The 17,644-nt window shown below is 59.5% G+C and carries 17 protein-coding genes and 1 pseudogene; 8 read left to right on the plus strand and 10 right to left on the minus strand.

The genetic code is table 11. From position 1 onward, the window contains the following. Nucleotides 1-14: 14 nt before the first annotated feature. The 4 genes from ACIOWA_RS11020 to dksA all read right to left on the minus strand — a co-directional run bounded on the left by ACIOWA_RS11020 (nucleotide 15) and on the right by dksA (nucleotide 4,760). The gene (locus ACIOWA_RS11020; protein ID WP_339432800.1) at nucleotides 15-2,969 is read right to left on the minus strand and encodes an ATP-binding protein; all 2,955 of its coding nucleotides are present in this window, start codon (nucleotides 2,967-2,969) and stop codon (nucleotides 15-17) included. Beyond that, a complete protein-coding gene (locus tag ACIOWA_RS11025) occupies nucleotides 2,953-3,129 on the minus strand; it encodes a hypothetical protein (RefSeq protein WP_003176118.1) in 177 nt (58 codons plus the stop codon). Before ACIOWA_RS11025 ends, ACIOWA_RS11020 begins: the two co-directional genes overlap by 17 nt. Before the next feature lie 77 nt (nucleotides 3,130-3,206). Beyond that, nucleotides 3,207-4,103 (minus strand): tRNA glutamyl-Q(34) synthetase GluQRS, encoded by an 897-nt coding sequence (gene gluQRS, locus ACIOWA_RS11030; protein WP_401159761.1) that lies wholly within the window; start codon nucleotides 4,101-4,103, stop codon nucleotides 3,207-3,209. A 213-nt stretch (nucleotides 4,104-4,316) separates the two neighbouring features. Further along, entirely contained in the window at nucleotides 4,317-4,760 is a 444-nt protein-coding gene (gene dksA, locus ACIOWA_RS11035) for an RNA polymerase-binding protein DksA (protein WP_003228250.1), read from the minus strand. Nucleotides 4,761-5,094: 334 nt separating this feature from the next. On the opposite strand from dksA, the gene ACIOWA_RS11040 reads away from it, so the two are divergent. After that, entirely contained in the window at nucleotides 5,095-6,267 is a 1,173-nt protein-coding gene (locus tag ACIOWA_RS11040) for a pyridoxal phosphate-dependent aminotransferase (RefSeq protein ID WP_339432802.1), read from the plus strand. Further along, nucleotides 6,267-6,980, plus strand: coding sequence for a DNA/RNA nuclease SfsA (sfsA, locus tag ACIOWA_RS11045; protein WP_401159763.1), 714 nt, complete (start codon nucleotides 6,267-6,269; stop codon nucleotides 6,978-6,980). The genes ACIOWA_RS11040 and sfsA overlap by 1 nt, the downstream gene beginning before the upstream one ends. On the opposite strand, the gene ACIOWA_RS11050 is transcribed toward sfsA, so the two are convergent. Further along, complete coding sequence (locus ACIOWA_RS11050; RefSeq protein WP_339432804.1) at nucleotides 6,977-7,294, minus strand: Rieske (2Fe-2S) protein; 318 nt, start codon at nucleotides 7,292-7,294, stop codon at nucleotides 6,977-6,979. The two genes, sfsA and ACIOWA_RS11050, sit on opposite strands and share 4 nt — an antisense overlap. A 282-nt stretch (nucleotides 7,295-7,576) precedes the next feature. Between ACIOWA_RS11050 and ACIOWA_RS11055 the strand changes: the two genes are divergently transcribed. Both ACIOWA_RS11055 and ACIOWA_RS11060 read left to right on the plus strand, forming a co-directional pair. After that, the gene (locus ACIOWA_RS11055; protein ID WP_339432822.1) at nucleotides 7,577-8,560 is read left to right on the plus strand and encodes an iron ABC transporter permease; all 984 of its coding nucleotides are present in this window, start codon (nucleotides 7,577-7,579) and stop codon (nucleotides 8,558-8,560) included. After that, on the plus strand, nucleotides 8,560-9,327 hold the full coding sequence (locus ACIOWA_RS11060) for a heme ABC transporter ATP-binding protein (RefSeq protein ID WP_339466641.1): 768 nt from the start codon (nucleotides 8,560-8,562) through the stop codon (nucleotides 9,325-9,327). The genes ACIOWA_RS11055 and ACIOWA_RS11060 overlap by 1 nt, the downstream gene beginning before the upstream one ends. Before the next feature lie 332 nt (nucleotides 9,328-9,659). Here the strand turns inward: ACIOWA_RS11060 and ACIOWA_RS11065 are convergent, their stop codons facing one another. The 4 genes from ACIOWA_RS11065 to ACIOWA_RS11080 form a co-directional block, all read right to left on the minus strand. Then, nucleotides 9,660-10,454: a Crp/Fnr family transcriptional regulator gene (locus ACIOWA_RS11065; protein WP_401159766.1), complete on the minus strand. Its 795-nt coding sequence runs from the start codon at nucleotides 10,452-10,454 to the stop codon at nucleotides 9,660-9,662. Between the two features lie 16 nt (nucleotides 10,455-10,470). Beyond that, entirely contained in the window at nucleotides 10,471-10,743 is a 273-nt protein-coding gene (locus ACIOWA_RS11070; RefSeq protein WP_003228231.1) for a TfoX/Sxy family protein, read from the minus strand. A 286-nt stretch (nucleotides 10,744-11,029) separates the two neighbouring features. Next, on the minus strand, nucleotides 11,030-11,374 hold the full coding sequence (locus ACIOWA_RS11075; RefSeq protein ID WP_221733586.1) for a pentapeptide repeat-containing protein: 345 nt from the start codon (nucleotides 11,372-11,374) through the stop codon (nucleotides 11,030-11,032). A gap of 91 nt (nucleotides 11,375-11,465) precedes the next feature. Continuing rightward, entirely contained in the window at nucleotides 11,466-13,022 is a 1,557-nt protein-coding gene (locus ACIOWA_RS11080) for an AAA family ATPase (protein WP_401159767.1), read from the minus strand. Nucleotides 13,023-13,140: 118 nt separating this feature from the next. Between ACIOWA_RS11080 and mrcB the strand changes: the two genes are divergently transcribed. The 3 genes from mrcB to ACIOWA_RS11095 are packed head-to-tail and all read left to right on the plus strand — an operon-like array spanning nucleotide 13,141 to nucleotide 16,566. Beyond that, the gene (gene mrcB / locus ACIOWA_RS11085) at nucleotides 13,141-15,465 is read left to right on the plus strand and encodes a penicillin-binding protein 1B (protein WP_401159769.1); all 2,325 of its coding nucleotides are present in this window, start codon (nucleotides 13,141-13,143) and stop codon (nucleotides 15,463-15,465) included. Between the two features lie 16 nt (nucleotides 15,466-15,481). Continuing rightward, complete coding sequence (locus ACIOWA_RS11090) at nucleotides 15,482-16,231, plus strand: hypothetical protein (protein ID WP_401159771.1); 750 nt, start codon at nucleotides 15,482-15,484, stop codon at nucleotides 16,229-16,231. Beyond that, a complete protein-coding gene (locus ACIOWA_RS11095; protein WP_221733590.1) occupies nucleotides 16,231-16,566 on the plus strand; it encodes a YqcC family protein in 336 nt (111 codons plus the stop codon). Before ACIOWA_RS11090 ends, ACIOWA_RS11095 begins: the two co-directional genes overlap by 1 nt. A gap of 18 nt (nucleotides 16,567-16,584) precedes the next feature. On the opposite strand, the gene ACIOWA_RS11100 is transcribed toward ACIOWA_RS11095, so the two are convergent. After that, complete coding sequence (locus ACIOWA_RS11100; protein ID WP_401159773.1) at nucleotides 16,585-17,001, minus strand: DUF4124 domain-containing protein; 417 nt, start codon at nucleotides 16,999-17,001, stop codon at nucleotides 16,585-16,587. A gap of 399 nt (nucleotides 17,002-17,400) precedes the next feature. Between ACIOWA_RS11100 and ACIOWA_RS11105 the strand changes: the two are divergent. Further along, a pseudogene (locus ACIOWA_RS11105) lies at nucleotides 17,401-17,613 on the plus strand (thiamine pyrophosphate-binding protein); the annotation flags it as partial. Nucleotides 17,614-17,644: the final 31 nt, after the last annotated feature.

Raw genomic sequence — 17,644 nt, forward strand, 5'->3', positions numbered from 1 at the left:
TACTCTCGACGGTCTCAGTTCACAGCGGACGTCGCTTCGACATGACGCGGTAAGGTCACCCGGATACGGGTGCCGCGCTGGCTTTGTACATCAGCCGGGCTGTCGATGGTGATTTGTCCATAATGCTCTTCAACGATGGAATAGACCAGTGCAAGGCCCAGACCGGTACCTTCACCAGGATCCTTGGTGGTGAAGAAAGGTTCGAACAATCGGTCCATGATGTTCTTCGGAATACCGCTGCCTTCGTCCTCAACGATCAGGTCGACCGTGTGTTCGCCGGCCTCGCTCTTGACCCTCACGGCGCTGCCGGCAGGCGAGGCGTCACGAGCGTTGGAGAGCAGATTGATCAGCACTTGGGCAAGGCGTTGTGGGTCACCTTCGACCCAGTGATCCGGGTCGCACAGGTTGTAGAACTGCACTTCGAAATTGCGCCGGTTCAGCGCCAATAGCCCGATGGCATCCTGGGCCACTTCGGCCAGACAAACGGGCTCGTCGTTATGCTGATGACCGCCGGCATGGGCAAAACTCATCAGCGACTGAACGATGCGTGACACGCGTTTGGTCTGTTCGAGAATCTGTCCGCTGATCTCGGTCAGCTCGTCGTCTTCTTCGCGTTCTTCGCGCAGGTTCTGCGCCAGACAAGCGATGCCGGTGATCGGGTTGCCGATTTCGTGGGCGACACCCGCGGCGAGACGACCGATGCTGGCCAGACGCTCGGAGTGGACCAGTTTGTCTTCAAGCATCTGGGTTTCGGTCAAATCTTCTACCAGCAACACCAAACCGCTGTTACCCGGTGCCAACGGCTCGTCGATTGCCGCCTTGTGCAGGTTCAGCCAGCGGGTCTGTCCGTCGAGTGCCAGATGCTGTTTGTGCAAGTGTTCGTCCGGCAGGTTGATAAAGCCCTGGAGCAATTCTTTCCATGGATTGCCAATGGTGCTCAAGCGCGAGCCGACCACGCGCTGCGCGGCGATCCCGGTCAGCTCTTCCATAGCCTTGTTCCACATCAGGATCTCTTGGTCCTTGGCCAGCGAGCAGACGCCCATTGGCAGTTCCTGCAGGGTCTGGCGGTGGTAGCGGCGCAGTGCGTCGAGTTCGGCGGCCAGGCCCGTGAGGCGCGAGTGGTAATCCTCAAGGCGGCTTTCGATGAAGTGGATGTCTTCGGTGACGTAATTTTCGCCGCCGGCCTTGTACGGCAGGAAGGTTTCGACCATGTCCTGCGCCACACTCGGCCCCATCAGCCCGGAGAGGTTGGCTTCAATACGGTCGCGTAATCGGCGCAAGGCGTAAGGCCGACGCTCATCGAAGGGTAGGTAAAGGTCGCGCAAGGCCTGTTCGACTTCTTTCTGCGCCGCTTTGGCGCCGAGCGGTTTGGCCAGTTGTGTGGCGAATTCCTGCGGCGAGGCGGCGTGCAGCTCGCGGCGTTGCGGACGGCGTACGTTATCCACCGCGCAGGCTTCGGCGGCGCTGGCCTCTTCGGGGCTGGCATTGGTGAACAGCGAAATCAGGGTGAACATCAGCACGTTGGCGGCCAGCGACGCGATGGCCGCCATGTGCCAACTGGTGTCGTCCAGCACGTAAATCATGTTCAGCAGCGGAATGTAGAAACCCTGCAGATTGCCGACCAGCGGCAGCAGCATGGTGACGACCCAGACCAGAATCCCGGCCAGCAGACCGGCAATAAAGCCGCGCCGGTTAGCGGTCGGCCAGTACAGCACGGACAACACGCCGGGCAGGAATTGCAGGGTCGCGACAAACGCGACGATGCCGAGGTTGGCCAGATCCTGTTCGGCACCAAGCATCAGGTAAAAACCGAAACCGGCCATGATGATCGCGACGATCAGTGCGCGACGGGTCCATTTCAGCCAGCGGTAGATATTGCCTTCGGCGGGCGGCTGATAGAGCGGCAGCACCAAATGGTTCAACGCCATGCCTGACAACGCCAGGGTGGTGACGATGATCAGTCCGCTGGCGGCCGACAGCCCGCCGACATAAGCAAGCAAGGCCAAGGGTTTGCTGTTGGCGGCAATGCCGATGCCGAGAGTGAAGTATTCCGGATCGGTGGTGGCGCCGAGCTTGAGACCGGCCCACAGGATCAGCGGCACCGCCAGACTCATCAGCAGCAGGAACAGCGGCAGGCCCCAACTGGCACTGACGAGGGAGCGCGGGTTGAGGTTCTCGGTAAAGGTCATGTGATACATGTGCGGCATCACGATGGCCGAGGCGAAGAACACCAGCAGCAGTGTACGCCACGGGCCTTCCTGCAGCGGCGTGTGCAGAGCGGCGAGGGCGGTCTGGTTTTGCAACAGCCACAGTTCAAGCTGTTGCGGGCCGTCGAACACGCCGTACAGCGCATACAGGCCAACGCCGCCGAGAGCGATCAGTTTGATCACCGACTCGAAGGCAATCGCGAACACCAGCCCTTCGTGCTTCTCGCGGGTGGCGATGTGGCGTGAACCAAAGAAAATCGTGAACAAAATGATCAGCGCGCAAAACGCCAGGGCCACGCGGCTCTGAATCGGCTCGCCGGTCAGAATGCCGATGGAGTCGGCCACCGCTTGAATCTGCAACGCCAGCAACGGCAGCACGCCGATCAGCATGAAAATCGTGGTCAGCGCACCGGCCCAGGTGCTGCGAAAGCGGAAGGCGAACAGGTCGGCCAGCGACGACAGTTGATAGGTGCGGGTGATTTTCAGGATCGGATACAGCAACACCGGCGCCAGCAAAAACGCGCCAGAGACCCCGAGATAACTGGAAAGAAAGCCGTAGCCGTACTGATAGGCCAGGCCCACCGTGCCGTAGAACGCCCACGCACTGGCGTAAACCCCCAGCGAAAGGGTGTAGGTCAACGGATGGCGAATGATCGCCCGCGGGATCATGCCCCGTTCGCTGATCCAGGCAACACCGAACAGCACCGCCAGGTACGCGGCGCTGATCAGGATCATCTGGGTCAGGCTAAAGCTCATCGGCATCTTTTTGGCTCTGCAGGATGAAGGTCACGACAATCAGGATCAGCCAGAGCAGATAGGGGCGATACCAGGCGCCCGTAGCGTCGATCCACCAATCCATGATGGCGGGAGAAAACAGATAGATCCCCACGACCAAAAGCAGGACCAAGCGATAGATGTACATCCCGGCCTCTCTTTTTTATGTGCGTGCCCGAAAACGTGCGGCGATGGTAACGGATGGCGGCGCGACTGCAAGTGTCGTCATCGCAGTTGTGCTTCGGGCAGGGTCAGTGTGCGCGGGATCTTCGTGGCGTCCCAGTGGGTGCTGCCCCAGTTGAGCAGTTCCTGCGGCGTCGCATATTCGAGTTCGGCGCCGGGGTTTTGCCCCAGTGCGCGCAGGGCCCTTAGCAGCAATGGCGTGGCTTGATCAGCTTGCAGTGGCGGCGAGCGGTAGGACTTGCCCAGTTTGTTGCCGTCCGGCTGGGTGATCAGCGGCAGGTGCAGATAACGCGGCTGACGCAGGCCCAGCAACTCCTGCAGATAGAGCTGGCGCGGGGTGGAGTCGAGCAGATCGGCGCCGCGCACGATGTCAGTAATGCCCTGCCAGGCATCGTCAAGCACCACGGCCAGTTGATAGGCATAGAGGCCGTCGCGACGGCGGATGACGAAATCGCCGACATCACGGCCCAGATGCTGGCGGTATTCGCCTTGCACGCGGTCGATGAAATGGTATTCGAGCTCCGGCACACGCAGGCGGATAGCGGCATCCTGCTGGTCGTGCCCGGCATTGCGGCAAAACCCGGGATAAATCCCGTGATACGGCTCCAGTTGTTTGCGCGAGCAAGTGCAGGCGTAGGCCAGACCATGGTTGAACAGGCTGTTGAGGACTTCGGCATAGGCATCGTGCCGATCACTCTGGCGCACCATCTCGCCGTTCCATTCAAACCCATAGCTTTGCAGCGCCTTGAGAATCGCGCTCTGCGCGCCGGGCTCTTCACGGGGTGGATCGAGATCTTCCATGCGCACCAGCCAGCGACCACCCACAGAGCGGGCGTCGAGATAGGAGGCGAGCGCTGCGACCAGCGAACCGAAATGCAGGTGGCCACTGGGGGTTGGGGCGAAGCGGCCGATGTAGGCAGGGGAGGTTTTGGCAGTCATGGGAGCCATATAACTTTTCAGGTTTCGCGCGCATTACCGTTGTGGGAGGGGGCTTGCTCCCGAATGCGGTTTATGAGTCAACATCTCTGTTTATGACACACCGTATTCGGGAGCAAGTCCCCTCCCGCAATGGCAGAGAAAACAGAGAAGGCAGGCAAAAGGCAGAAACAAAAACGGAGCGTTCGCACGCTCCGTTTTTTGTTCAGGTCGAAATTATTTGCCGACCTGCTTTTCCTTGATTTCCGCCAGGGTCTTGCAGTCGATGCACAGATCCGCGGTAGGACGGGCTTCGAGGCGCTTGACGCCGATCTCGATGCCGCAGGACTCGCACCAGCCGTATTCTTCGTCCTGAATCAGCTCAAGCGTCTTGTCGATCTTTTTGATCAACTTGCGTTCGCGATCACGGGCGCGCAGTTCGAGGGCGAATTCTTCTTCCTGGCTGGCACGATCGGCCGGGTCAGGGAAGTTGGCCGCTTCGTCTTTCATGTGATCAACAGTACGGTCGACTTCCTGCATCAAGTCCTGTTTCCACTTGTTCAGGATCTTGGTGAAGTGCGCTCGCATCGGGGCGCCCATGTACTCTTCGCCAGCCTTCGGAACATAAGGTTCGAAGCCGCTGATCGTCGCTTGTTGCTGTTGCTTTGCTTGGGTGGGCATGAAATGGACCGCCTCTACTCTTGTAATCCATTGCGCAGGATTGCTCCATCACCGACACCTGCCGGCCCTGCGGCTGCAAGCGGGCGAACTTACCAGATCAATTCGGCCTGCGCTACTCCCGGATGTCGAGGCCCCGGCGGGTGGCGCTTGCAAATGTTTGGCAAGCCGTGTCTGGCGGTGTGGAAGACCTGTTCAATCACTGATTTTAGTCAATCCTGGAGCGTACGCTTGTGTCATTACAATCCAGAGTTCTTGAGGCTGTGACCTCTGCGGGTTCTCGCTCGTTCCGGCAGATGGGTAGAATCGTTTCTTTTCCCTCGTCGAAGGAAGGCCAATGGCTCAGCCCTACAGTGCGCGCAGTCGTGCGATCGAACCGTTCCATGTGATGGCGCTGCTGGCGCGGGCCAATGAATTGCAGGCCGAGGGGCACGATGTCATTCACCTGGAGATTGGCGAACCGGACTTCACGACCGCAGAGCCAATCATCCGTGCCGGCCAAGCCGCGCTGACGGCGGGCAAAACCCGTTACACCGCTGCCCGTGGCATTCCTGAGCTGCGCGAAGCAATTTCCGGTTTCTACCAATCGCGTTATGGCTTGAGCATCGATCCGCGACGCATTCTGATCACCCCGGGCGGCTCCGGCGCACTGTTGCTGGCCAGCGCCTTGCTGGTCGACCCCGGCAAGCACTGGCTCCTGGCGGACCCCGGATACCCGTGTAATCGCCACTTCCTGCGGTTGGTCGAAGGCGCTGCGCAGCTAGTGCCCGTCGGGCCGGACGTGCGTTATCAACTGACTCCGGATCTGGTCGAGCGCTATTGGGACCACGAGAGTGTTGGCGCGCTGGTTGCTTCGCCAGCCAACCCGACGGGGACCATTTTGACGCGCGATGAATTGGCCGGCTTATCCACCGCCATCAAGGCCCGGCACGGCCATCTGGTGGTAGACGAGATCTATCACGGCCTGACGTATGGCACCGATGCGGCGAGCGTGCTGGAAGTCGATGACAGCGCATTTGTCCTCAACAGCTTCTCGAAATATTTCGGCATGACCGGCTGGCGCCTCGGTTGGCTGGTGGCGCCGGATGCGGCGGTCAGCGAGTTGGAGAAGCTCGCACAGAACCTCTACATCAGCGCACCGAGCATGGCGCAATACGCGGCGCTGGCCTGTTTCGAACCTGACACGATCGCGATTCTGGAGCAGCGCCGCGCCGAATTCGGCCGTCGCCGCGATTTTCTCCTGCCGGCGTTGCGCGAACTGGGTTTCAACATTGCCGTGGAACCCGAAGGTGCATTCTATCTTTATGCAAATATCAGCCAGTTCGGCGGCGATGCCTTCGCGTTCTGCCAACATTTCCTCGAAACCGAGCACGTTGCGTTTACCCCGGGTCTGGATTTCGGACGCTATCAGGCCAGCCACCATGTGCGTTTTGCCTACACGCAAAACCTCCCTCGCTTACAGGAAGCGGTGGAGCGGATCGCGCGTGGCTTGAAGAGTTGGCAAGGCTGATGCGTTTTCATCCTCCTCTGGAAGAGGCGCGGCTAATCCGTCGTTACAAGCGTTTTCTCACCGATATCGAAACCGTTGGCGGCGAGTTGCTGACGATTCACTGCCCAAACACCGGCTCGATGCTCAATTGTCAGGTCGAGGGCGGGCAAGTCTGGTTCAGTCGCTCCAACGACCCGAAACGCAAATTGCCCGGCACTTGGGAAATCGGCGAAACCCCGCAGGGCCGTTTGTTTTGTGTCAATACCGCGCGCGCCAACGGGCTGGTCGAAGAAGCCTTGCAGGCTGGCGTCATCACCGAGTTGAACGGGTTTACCGCGTTGAAGCGCGAAGTGGCTTACGGACAGGAAAAAAGCCGCATCGACTTTCGCCTCGAATACCCGAGCGGCCCGGCGTATGTGGAAGTGAAAAGCGTCACCTTGGGCTTTGATGGCACGAATGTGGCGGCGTTTCCCGATGCCGTGACCCAGCGTGGCGCCAAGCATTTGCGTGAACTGGCGCATCTGGCGCGGGACGGGATTCGTGCGGTGCAGTTGTACTGCGTGAGTCTCACCGGGATTGAGGCGGTGCGTCCGGCTGTGGAAATCGACCCGGCCTATGCCGAGGCGCTGCGTGAAGCGGTTGCCAGTGGCGTTGAAGTACTGGCGTACGGTGTGCGGTTGAACCATGAGGAAATGGTCATTGATCGTCGGTTGGAGGTACTGCTCAGCGGTTAAAGGGTGATCCACACACCTTGTACGTCTTCCCGGCAGGGGATGCGGGTCAACGATTGCCCGGCGCAGGGCCCTGCGACGCATTCACCGTCCTCGATCAGAAACAGTGCGCCGTGGGTGGCGCACTGGATCAGGCTGTTGCTCGGGTCGAGAAACTGATCCGCCTGCCATTCCAGGCCAACGCCTCGATGCGGGCAACGATTGAGGTAGACATAGACCTGGCCGTTGCGGCGCACGGCAAACAGTTTTTTTCCGTCGACATCAAAACCGCGACTGCCGGCCTCGGCCAGATCGGCACCCGCGCAGAGAAACTTCATGACTATCCTCTAATGTTGGCTCGTGTTCGGATATGTTCGAGCTTGACGTTTAAATGCAAGCAATTATCAAATGGCGGCCTTCGCCCACCGGCGTTTGCCAGATGCCGAGGATACTTGGCCTACCACCCAGACGCCCGGGAAACCTTGTTAAAGGAAGCTGTGTATGCGCCTGAGTCTGCGCGTTGTGAAAACCCTGTCTGACGCTTTCTACCCGGCCAAGAGCAACCCATGACCACACGGGTCAAACCCCGAGGCTTGTTCATTGGCCTGACGCTCCTGTGTGTGCTGGCGATCTGGCTGTCATTGGCGCTCGGCCCGGTCAGTCTGCCGCTGTTCGATACGTTACGCGCGGCTTTGCGCCTGATCGGTGTGCCGCTGGCACCGGAGGGGCTGGAGCAGGCCGAACTGATTCTCGGGCAGATTCGCCTGCCGCGAACGTTACTCGGGCTGGCGGTCGGCGGTGTACTGGCATTGTCTGGCGTGGCGATGCAGGGGTTGTTTCGTAATCCGCTGGCGGACCCAGGGCTGGTCGGTGTTTCCAGTGGCGCGGCGTTAGGGGCGGCGATAGCGATTGTCGGCGGCTCTTTTTTTGGCGGTTTGCCTGAATCGTTCGGGCCTTATCTGTTATCGGTGTGTGCGTTTCTCGGCGGGCTCGGGGTGACGGCGCTGGTCTGCCGACTCGGCCGGCGCAATGGGCAAACCAACGTTGCAACCCTGTTGCTGGCGGGGATCGCGCTGACGGCGCTGGCCGGTTCGGCGGTCGGACTGTTCACCTATCTCGCGGACGACGCAACCCTGCGCACGCTGACGTTCTGGAACCTGGGCAGCCTCAACGGCGCCAGTTATGCGCGGTTGTGGCCGTTGTTGATCATCAGCGCCGGCGTTGCGCTGTGGCTGCCGCGTCGGGCGAAAGCGTTGAATGCCTTGCTGCTCGGTGAATCCGAGGCGGGGCATTTGGGCATTGATGTCGAGCGACTCAAGCGCGAACTGGTGTTCTGCACGGCACTGGGTGTCGGCGCGGCAGTGGCAGCGGCGGGGATGATCGGTTTTGTCGGGTTGGTGGTGCCGCATCTGGTGCGGTTGTTGGCAGGTCCCGATCATCGAGTGTTGCTGCCAGCCTCTGTGCTGGCCGGGGCGAGTCTGTTGTTGCTGGCGGATCTGCTGGCGCGTCTGGCGCTGGCGCCGGCGGAGTTGCCAATCGGTATTGTCACGGCATTTATCGGTGCGCCGTTCTTTCTTTATCTGTTGTTGCGAGGGCGTGCCTGATGTTGCGTGCGCACAACGTGCATATCCTTCGCGGCCGCAAGACTGTCCTTGGCGGGGTCAGCGTGGAGCTCAAACCGGGCGAAGTGCTCGGCGTGCTGGGCCCCAATGGCGCCGGTAAAAGTACCTTGCTCGGCGCTCTATGCGGCGAGTTGACGGCCAGTGAGGGCGAAGTTTCCCTCGACTGCGAAGCCTTGAGCCATTGGAGCGGTACGCAACGCGCTCAGCGCTTGGCGGTGTTGCCGCAGGTGTCGACGCTGGATTTTGCCTTTCGCGTTGAAGAAGTGGTCGGCATGGGCCGTTTGCCTTATCAAAGTGGTCGGGTACGTGATGACGAGATTGTTGCTGCGGCGCTGGCAGCGGCTGACGCTGCGCATCTGAGCGGTCGCAGTTATCTGGCGTTGTCGGGCGGGGAGCGCCAGCGTGTGCATCTGGCGCGGGTGCTGGCGCAACTCTGGCCGGGGCAGGCCGGGCAAACGTTGCTGCTGGACGAGCCGACGTCGATGCTTGACCCATTGCATCAGCACACAACCTTGCAGGCTGTGCGCGAGTTTGCCGATCGCGGGGCTGCCGTGCTGGTGATCCTGCACGATCTGAATCTGGCGGCACGTTATTGTGATCGCGTGTTGCTGCTCGAAGGTGGGCGTCCGGTTGCACTGGATACGCCGCAGCAAGTGTTGCGTCCGGATATGCTCAAAGCCGTGTTCGGTCTTGAAGTATTGGTGCAGCCGCACCCGGAGCGTGGGCATCCGCTGATCATCGCCCGCTGATGTTTTCATCGAGGTGATTGCATGCGTGGGATGTGGCCGTTGGCAGTGTTGTTGCTCGCGGGGTCTCAGCAGGTCGCCGCGCCGCGAGTTCGGCAAATGATTTTTCCACAGGCAAAAAAAGACCCGGTAAAAACCGGGTCAAATAACCGTGATTAGCCTGATGAGGAGATAATCTGAGAGTCCGAACCAAGGGCTTTTCAGAATATCGACCGATCTCGCGATCAGTTGTGATAATCATAGCGATTCTCATTACCGAGTCAACCACTGTTTTTCCATTCCCCTGATTTCATCTCGTCAATGGGCGCCCGGCCCAGAGAAAAGTGGGCTTGGCGTTAATTTCGGTTCGAGCTCAATTGGCTGATCTGCTTGTTCAGTTGATCGATGCGCCGCGCCATGCTTTCGATCAGGCTGTGGGCGATCTTCGGATTGGTGCGGGTCAGGCTCAAAAACTGATCACCGGGAATCAACATCACCGTACTCGGTTCGCAGGCGATGACCGTGGCATTGCGTGGCTCGCCGGTGAACACCGCCATGGCACCGAAAATCTCGTCCTTGGGCACCTCGCCGACCTTGTGCCCATCGACGAAGGCTTCGGCGTGCCCGTCGATGATCACAAATACGTGATCGGCGGCATCGCCTTGCTGAATCAGGGTTTCTCCAGCGTCGACCCGTTTAAAACCATTGGTGCTGCGAAACTCCCGAGGTTTCAATTCAGCCACCGCGTGGGCGAGGATTGCCATTTGTCCCAGCAAATACTCGAGAAACTGATCCGCCCGGCCTGGTTCGGCATACAAATGCTGGAACACATCGCTGCGCCGATAGGGCAGCAAACGCACTGGTCCATCGTTGCGCAAACGGCAATCGGCCCAATCGTCACCGCGCTGCAGGCCGATCAAGTCACCTTCCTGCCAGTAAAACAACGCCCGGGTGCCTATGCAGCCGTTGATCACGCCATCGGTCAGCAGAAACATCTGATCGCCGGGTAATTGCGCCATCAGGTCATCCGTCGTGCCCAACTCCAGGGTTTCTGCGCACGGCGCCAGACCATCCAGCCATTGCGCCGGCAAGTTCTGCAAACGATTGATCAGTGCGTCGGCAAGCGCCGATTGTTCCCCTAGCAGGTACATAACGGTCAGCGCCTGTTCAATTCTTGTGACGCGAGGAAATGGCTTCGAGTTGCTTGTTCAGGGCGTCCTTGCGCTCGGCTGGGATGTCATTCCAATGCACATCCATGAGCGCACCCTCAATCGCATACAACAACACCTTCGATGCGCGAAACCCGCGGGTACGCACGGCCCGGTAGGCGTCCACCGCGCCCAGGCGCCGCAAGTCCGAGGCGCTGTGGATGCCCACGGCATGCAGCCATTGCGCTGACGTCTTGCCAAGATTCTTCAGGTGTTGCAGTTCATCATTCATCAAGCCTCCTTGCGACGGCCGAATGGTGCGTGGGCGAGCTTCTCAGGAGTGTAGCCATCAGTAGGAAAAGCGTGGTTGTTTGGTTGCAATCAACGCAAACGCTTCTAAGAAACGACAACCGGGCGGGGTGAAAGGCCTGCGAACGCAGAAAGATGGGTGCAAACAAATATCAAATGTGGGGGCGAGCCTGCTCGCGAAAGCGGTCTGACTTTCACGATCAGGGTAACTGACACTCCGTCTTCGCGAGCAGGCTCGCCCCCGCAGGGTGGGCGTCGTGTCAGAGCTATCAGCGGGTGCGATAACGCAGGCGCGTCCCGAAATTCATCGACATCAGAATCTCGTCAGCGCTGAGCTCCGGCGGGAAGTACGCACCGGAAATCTGTGCGTGGGCCAGGCTTGCACCTTCCAGCGAGGCATGACGGAAATCGATGCCACGCAGATCGGCGGAGCGGAAATACGCGTCCCGGAAGTCCACGCCATCGGCGTTCAGTTCGCGCAGGTCGAGACCGCGGAAGTCACCGCCGACCATGTCGATCGGCCCGTCTTTCGGGCGCTCTTTGTTAAAACCCGTGATGTCATCTTTGTGCAGCAAGGCATACAGCGGAGTGTCGAGAAGTTTGGGTTGGCTCATGTCACATCACCTGTTGGTTTTATGACGCCAGTATAGTGCCACTATTTGACGGCCGTGAAGCGAGCGAGGGCTTCACGGCCGAAATAGTTTCTTACAGGCCTGGCAGGCGTTGGCGGATCTGCGCCACCACGGTGTCCAGCGTGCCGGATTCATTGGTCTGCACACGTTTGCTGCGCAGGATTTCTTCCGGCGTCAGCGCTTCGCGACTGGCTTGTTGAGCTTCGATCACGGCCAGCGTGGCGTCGGATGGATCCTGCTTGTCTGCTTGACGAATGGCCAGCCAGCTCTCAATCACCGCTTGCGGCGCATTGCAGTCGAGGATCAGGAACGGCGTACCAGTGGCTTCGGCGATTTGCGCCGCGTTGTCACGTTGCTCGCGCTTGAGGTAAGTGGCATCGATCACCACTGGATAACCGGCGTGCAGGATCACTTCAGCGATTTCATGCAGGCGTGCGTAGGTCGCGGTGCTGGCATCGGCACTATAAATGCCGGCCTGCACATCATTGGCGACGGTTTGCTCACCGAACAGACGCTTGCGCTCAACATCGGAGCGCAGACGAATTGCCCCCAGTGCTTCGACCAGACGCATGGCCACGTGGCTTTTGCCAACGGCGGAAACACCGTGGGTGATCGCCATGAACCGCGAAGGAATGGTGCTGTAGCTTTCCGCCAGGTTGGCGTAGTTGCGGTACTGACGCAGGGTGGTGGCGCGCTGCACCGGGGTTGCGTCTGCCGGCATGCTGAACAGTGCCACTTTTGCGCGAACCAGCGCGCGGTAGGCTTTGTAGAAGTTCAGCACTTCCATGCCTTGATAGTCGCCGGTCAGTTCCAGGTACTGGCTGATAAAGCGGCGAGCCAACGATTTCAGACCACGGTCTTCGAGGTCCATCGCCAGGAAGCCGGTGTCAGCCCAGACGTCGGTGAAACGGAACGGTTCGTTGAACTCGATGCAGTCGAAGATCACCACGTTGCCGTCGATGACGGTGGCATTGCCCAAGTGGATATCGCCGTGGCACTCGCGAGTGAAGCCTTCGGCCTTGCGCTGGGCGAACAGTGGCTTGAGGCGGGCGAAGCTGCTTTCGGCCCAGGCTTTAAGTGCCTCGAGTTGCAGCAGATCGTTTTTGTCGCTGAGGAACGGCAGAATCTGTTCGAAGTTTTGCGATACCGGCGCCATCACGCTGTCCGGGGTGCCCGCGTCATGCTCGGCCGGGACTTTCGGGGCGCTGAGGTGGAATTTGGCGATCTGCTCGGCCATTTCATCGATGTGCCGGGTGGTCAGCTCGCCGTTGGCTTGCAGGGTGCTGAGCAAACCGGTTTGCGGAAACTGGCGCATTTTCAGCACGTATTCGATAGCCGGGCCATCGCCGCCCAGTTGTGGCGCTTCGACGCTGCCGGTGACGGGCTGCACTTCCAGGTACAAATCGTCGGTCAGACGCTGGTTCAGGCGTAGCTCTTCGCCGCAGAAATGCTCACGCGCCTGGAGGTTGGTGAAGTCGAGGAAGCCGAAATTCACCGGTTTCTTCACTTTATAAGCAAAGGGGCCGGTGAGGATCACCCACGAGATATGGGTTTCGATGACCTGGAACCCTTCGACGGGGTGCGGGTAGAGGGCCGGGTTTTGCAGGGCAGCGATCAGTGACTGGCTCACGGGCGATCCTTCAGAGGCTGGGGGAAATTCGAGGTCGCCATTATGGCCGCTCGCCAGCCCGACGCAAACCTCGGAGCGCTTCTGTCGAGTCTGAATAAAGTGCGTATAATCCGCCGCCATGACTCGAACTCGATCTCCCCGTACCAAGAAAAAACCACCTTCCAAGGGCCTGCGCCCATGGCTGGGCTGGGCCATTAAACTCAGTCTGGTCGGCCTTGTGGTGCTGGCCGGATTCGCCGTTTACCTCGATGCCGTGGTGCAGGAGAAGTTCTCCGGCAAGCGCTGGACCATCCCGGCCAAGGTGTACGCGCGTCCGCTTGAGCTGTTCGTCGGACAAAAGCTCAGCAAAAACGATTTCCTCACCGAACTCGATGCCCTGGGCTATCGCCGCGAAGCCGTGAGCAATGGGCCGGGCTCCGCAGCGGTCAACGGCAATACCGTCGATCTGAATACCCGTGGCTTCCAGTTTTATGAAGGTATGGAGAAACCGCAGCCGGTGCATGTGCGCTTCTCCGGTGACTACGTTGCTGAGCTTTCGGCAATCAACGGTTCGAAATTGTCCGTGGTTCGCCTGGAACCGCTGCTGATCGGCGGGATTTACCCGAAAAACCTTGAAGACCGCATTCTGATCAAGATCGATCAGGTGCCGCCGTATCTGCTGGACACCCTCGTTGCTGTAGAAGATCGCGATTTCTACAGTCACTGGGGTGTATCGCCGAAGTCGATTGCCCGCGCCATCTGGGTCAATACCTCCGGCGGCAAGATGACTCAGGGCGGCAGTACGCTGACCCAGCAGTTGGTCAAGAACTTCTACCTGACCAATGAACGCAGCCTGACCCGCAAGCTCACCGAAGCAATGATGGCGATGTTGCTGGAGTTGCATTACGACAAGAAAGACATCCTTGAGGCGTACCTCAACGAAGTCTTCGTCGGTCAGGATGGCCAGCGCGCGGTGCATGGTTTCGGTCTGGCGAGCCAGTTTTTCTTCGGTCAACCCTTGTCCGAGCTGAAACTGCATCAAGTAGCGTTGCTGGTCGGCATGGTCAAAGGCCCGTCCTATTACAACCCGCGTCGCAACCCCGAGCGTGCGCTTGAGCGTCGCAACCTGGTGCTCGACGTGCTTGAGCAACAAGGCGTGGCAACGGCAGAGCAGGTCGAAGCTGCGAAGAAAATGCCATTGGGTGTGACCACTCGCGGCAAATTGGCGGACAGCTCGTTTCCAGGCTTTATGGATCTGGTCAAACGCCAGTTGCGCGAAGACTATCGCGACGAAGACTTGACCGAAGAAGGCCTGCGGATCTTCACCAGTTTCGACCCGATTCTGCAGATGAAGGCCGAGTCCTCGGTCAATGACACCTTTAAACGTCTGTCAGGGCGCAAAGGCTCCGATGATGTGGAAGCGGCCATGGTCGTGACCAACCCGGAAACCGGTGAAGTACAGGCGATGATCGGTAGCCGGCAGGCAAGTTTTGCCGGATTCAACCGGGCACTCGATGCCGTGCGTCCGGTGGGTTCGTTGATCAAGCCAGCGGTTTATCTGACCGCGCTGGAGAAACCAAGTCAGTACACACTGACCAGTTGGTTGTCTGACGAACCGCTAGCGGTCAAAGGTGCCGACGGTCAGGTGTGGAAACCGCAGAACTATGATCGCCGCTCCCATGGCACCGTGTTCCTTTATCAGGGCCTGGCGCATTCCTACAATCTGTCGACCTCGCGTCTCGGTCTGGAAGTGGGTGTGCCCAATGTACTCAAGACCTTGGCGCGCCTGGGGGTTACGCGTGAGTTTCCGGCATACCCGTCGATGTTGCTGGGCGCCGGCGGCATGACCCCGATCGAAGTGGCGACCATGTACCAGACGCTGGCCAACGGCGGTTTCAACACGCCAATGCGCGGGATTCGCAGCGTACTGACCGCCGAAGGCGAGCCGCTCAAGCGTTATCCGTTCCAGATTCAGCAGCGTTTTGATCCGGCGTCCATCTATCTGATCCAGAACGCCATGCAGCGCGTGATGCGTGAAGGTACCGGCAGATCGGTTTACAACGTGCTGCCGAAAACCCTGACCCTGGCCGGCAAGACCGGCACCAGTAACGATTCTCGCGACAGTTGGTTCGCAGGTTTCAGTCAGGACGTGCTGGCGGTGGTGTGGCTGGGGCGTGATGACAACGGCAAGACGCCGTTCACCGGCGCCACCGGTGCGTTGCAGGTCTGGACCAGTTTCATGCGCAAGGCCGATCCCCTGCCGCTGGACATGCCGCAACCGGACAACATCGTACAGGCGTGGGTTGACTCTCATACCGGGCAAGGCTCCGATGCCAACTGCCCGGGTGCGGTGCAGATGCCGTATATTCGCGGCAGCGAACCGCCACCCGGCGCCTCGTGTGCGGGCGAAACGCCTGCTACAGGCGAGTCGGTGATGGATTGGGTCAAGGGCTGGATGAATTAAGCAAAGAGGGTTTCAAGTGAACAAGTGGTTGATTCCAGCGGTGACCGCCGTAGCTTTGCTCAGCGGCTGCTCTACCGTACAGCGTGGTTCGATCCCGGTGGTTGATTCCGGTACGGCCGTGTCCAACAGCGAACGAATTTCGGCCAATGGCGGCTTCCGTCAAACCACGGTCAAGCGTCCTGTTCAGGGCCAGACTCAGGCCATTCCACAAGGTGACTCTGGTGTAGTTGTGATGGTGCCAGGTGGCGGCGCGACCACCTCGACGCCGATCAGCACTTCGCCGATCGTGCCGGGTCCGGCGTCCGGTGGCATCACGCCGGGGCCTTACAACCCTTCGCCAGTGGAAGCGGCGCCGATCAACTCCGGCAGCTACAGCATGCCTTCGACGCCAAGTGGCATTCCTTCGGCCAACAGTGGCGGTGGCTTGTCAGCGGATGAGCAACTGGACGGTCCGGTTCTCGCCTTGCTGACCACCGCTCAACAGCAACAGGCCGGTGGCGACCTCAACGGCGCGTCTTCCAGCCTGGAGCGCGCGCAACGTGTAGCCCCGCGTGAGCCGCAAGTGCTTTATCGCCTTGCGCAGGTGCGCATGGCTCAAGGCGATGCGCCGCAGGCCGAACAGTTCGCCCGTCGTGCCTTGACCCTGGCCAACGGTCGTCCGGATTTACAGGCCAGTCTGTGGGAACTGATCGCGCAGGCCCGTGAGAAGCAGGGGGACTCCGCTGGTGCCGCTCTGGCCCGTCAAAAGGCCAGGGTTTCGCTGTGATGGACAGTCGTTTTCCGAAAATCGCCGATCAGCTTTTGTTGATCGAGCGTGAACTGCGTACGCAGGGCATGTGGGATGAAGTCTCGCCGTCCGCCGAAGCCTTGAGCAGTGTCGAGCCGTTTTCGGTCGACACGCTCGATTTCGAGCAGTGGTTGCAATGGATATTCCTGCCACGCATGAAGATGATCCTCGAACAGGATCTGCCGTTACCTAATGCCTCGGGCATTCAGGAAATGGCTGAAATGGTCTTCGCCCAGCGCAATCTGCAGGGCAAGGATCGGCAGCTTCAGGTATTGCTCAAAGAGTTCGACCTGCTCATTACTGCTTCGCGCTGAACCAGAAGCTGCCAGTCATTACTGGCAGTTTTCCGCTATCTGCTTCTGCGTTTCGCCGATGCGCTCTTGACGCTGCGCATCATCAAGCCGCCGCAATTTTCCCTCTACTTCCTCCCGCAAGCGCGGATTGTTCTGCAATTGCGCAAGGTTGGTGCGTGCCTGTTCACAAAATGCTTTGAGCTGCGCTTGCTGGTCGGCGACCTGTTTCCGGACCTTGGCGTCGATGGCTTTCTGATCGCCGAGTACGCCGTTACCGGGCATTGCCGCAGGTTTCGGCGCGGGCGAGGAGGGTGTCTGCACAGAGGTGGACGGCTGGCCTTGGGGAGGTTGTGCATCGAAATGCGTGACACCTTGGGCGTCGACCCATTTGTAGATCTGAGCGGCCGAGCACCAGGAGCTGAGGCCGATCAGCAGTGTGAGGAGGAGCGTTCGCATGCTGATTCCTTGGCAAAATTGCGCAATTGACGCTAACAGAGTAGCGGTTTTCAGGTTTTTTCTTGCGTTCTCATGTGCTTACCCACAATTAAGCACACAGACGACTTGACTTGGAGAGGGCGAAACAGAAGAATCCAAAGTCCGCTGTAGAGGGACTGCCAGAAGCAGACCCTCTCGGTAGATCATGAGGCGCACATCCGCGCCGACCTGTTACACCCGCAACGCGTTACCTCGCGCTGGGTGGGAAAGGCCCGCAACACTTGGGACGATCCCAATACTTGCTCAGTCAGTGCTGACGTAGTCGGCGACCACCGTCGCTCATGCTCTGCCGAGAAGTAAACCTATTAAGACCCGCCCCTATTTTGTGGACGGTATTCTGGCGTTTTAGAGGTGAACAACGTGGAGCTTTTATCTGGCGGTGAGATGCTCGTCCGCTTCTTGCGTGACGAAGGCGTCAAATATATTTACGGGTACCCGGGTGGTGCTCTCCTGCATGTTTACGATGCCCTGTTCAAAGAACCGGAAGTGACCCACATCCTGGTTCGTCACGAACAAGCGGCTACCCATATGGCTGACGGCTATGCCCGTGCCACCGGTAAAGCCGGCGAGGTATAGGTGACTTCCGGTCCAGGCGCCACAAACG

Source organism: Pseudomonas sp. NPDC087614 (assembly GCF_044743485.1).
Taxonomy (GTDB): domain Bacteria; phylum Pseudomonadota; class Gammaproteobacteria; order Pseudomonadales; family Pseudomonadaceae; genus Aquipseudomonas; species Aquipseudomonas baetica_A.

Bases quoted from the DNA above. Each gene is read 5' to 3' on its own strand.
- ACIOWA_RS11020 (WP_339432800.1), bottom strand. From the start codon at position 2,969: ATGCCGATGAGCTTTAGCCTGACCCAGATGATCCTGATCAGCGCCGCG.
- ACIOWA_RS11025 (WP_003176118.1), bottom strand. From the start codon at position 3,129: ATGTACATCTATCGCTTGGTCCTGCTTTTGGTCGTGGGGATCTATCTG.
- gluQRS (WP_401159761.1), bottom strand. From the start codon at position 4,103: ATGACTGCCAAAACCTCCCCTGCCTACATCGGCCGCTTCGCCCCAACC.
- dksA (WP_003228250.1), bottom strand. From the start codon at position 4,760: ATGCCCACCCAAGCAAAGCAACAGCAACAAGCGACGATCAGCGGCTTC.
- ACIOWA_RS11040 (WP_339432802.1), top strand. From the start codon at position 5,095: ATGGCTCAGCCCTACAGTGCGCGCAGTCGTGCGATCGAACCGTTCCAT.
- sfsA (WP_401159763.1), top strand. From the start codon at position 6,267: ATGCGTTTTCATCCTCCTCTGGAAGAGGCGCGGCTAATCCGTCGTTAC.
- ACIOWA_RS11050 (WP_339432804.1), bottom strand. From the start codon at position 7,294: ATGAAGTTTCTCTGCGCGGGTGCCGATCTGGCCGAGGCCGGCAGTCGC.
- ACIOWA_RS11060 (WP_339466641.1), top strand. From the start codon at position 8,560: ATGTTGCGTGCGCACAACGTGCATATCCTTCGCGGCCGCAAGACTGTC.
- ACIOWA_RS11065 (WP_401159766.1), bottom strand. From the start codon at position 10,454: ATGTACCTGCTAGGGGAACAATCGGCGCTTGCCGACGCACTGATCAAT.
- ACIOWA_RS11070 (WP_003228231.1), bottom strand. From the start codon at position 10,743: ATGAATGATGAACTGCAACACCTGAAGAATCTTGGCAAGACGTCAGCG.
- ACIOWA_RS11075 (WP_221733586.1), bottom strand. From the start codon at position 11,374: ATGAGCCAACCCAAACTTCTCGACACTCCGCTGTATGCCTTGCTGCAC.
- mrcB (WP_401159769.1), top strand. From the start codon at position 13,141: ATGACTCGAACTCGATCTCCCCGTACCAAGAAAAAACCACCTTCCAAG.
- ACIOWA_RS11095 (WP_221733590.1), top strand. From the start codon at position 16,231: ATGGACAGTCGTTTTCCGAAAATCGCCGATCAGCTTTTGTTGATCGAG.
- ACIOWA_RS11100 (WP_401159773.1), bottom strand. From the start codon at position 17,001: ATGCGAACGCTCCTCCTCACACTGCTGATCGGCCTCAGCTCCTGGTGC.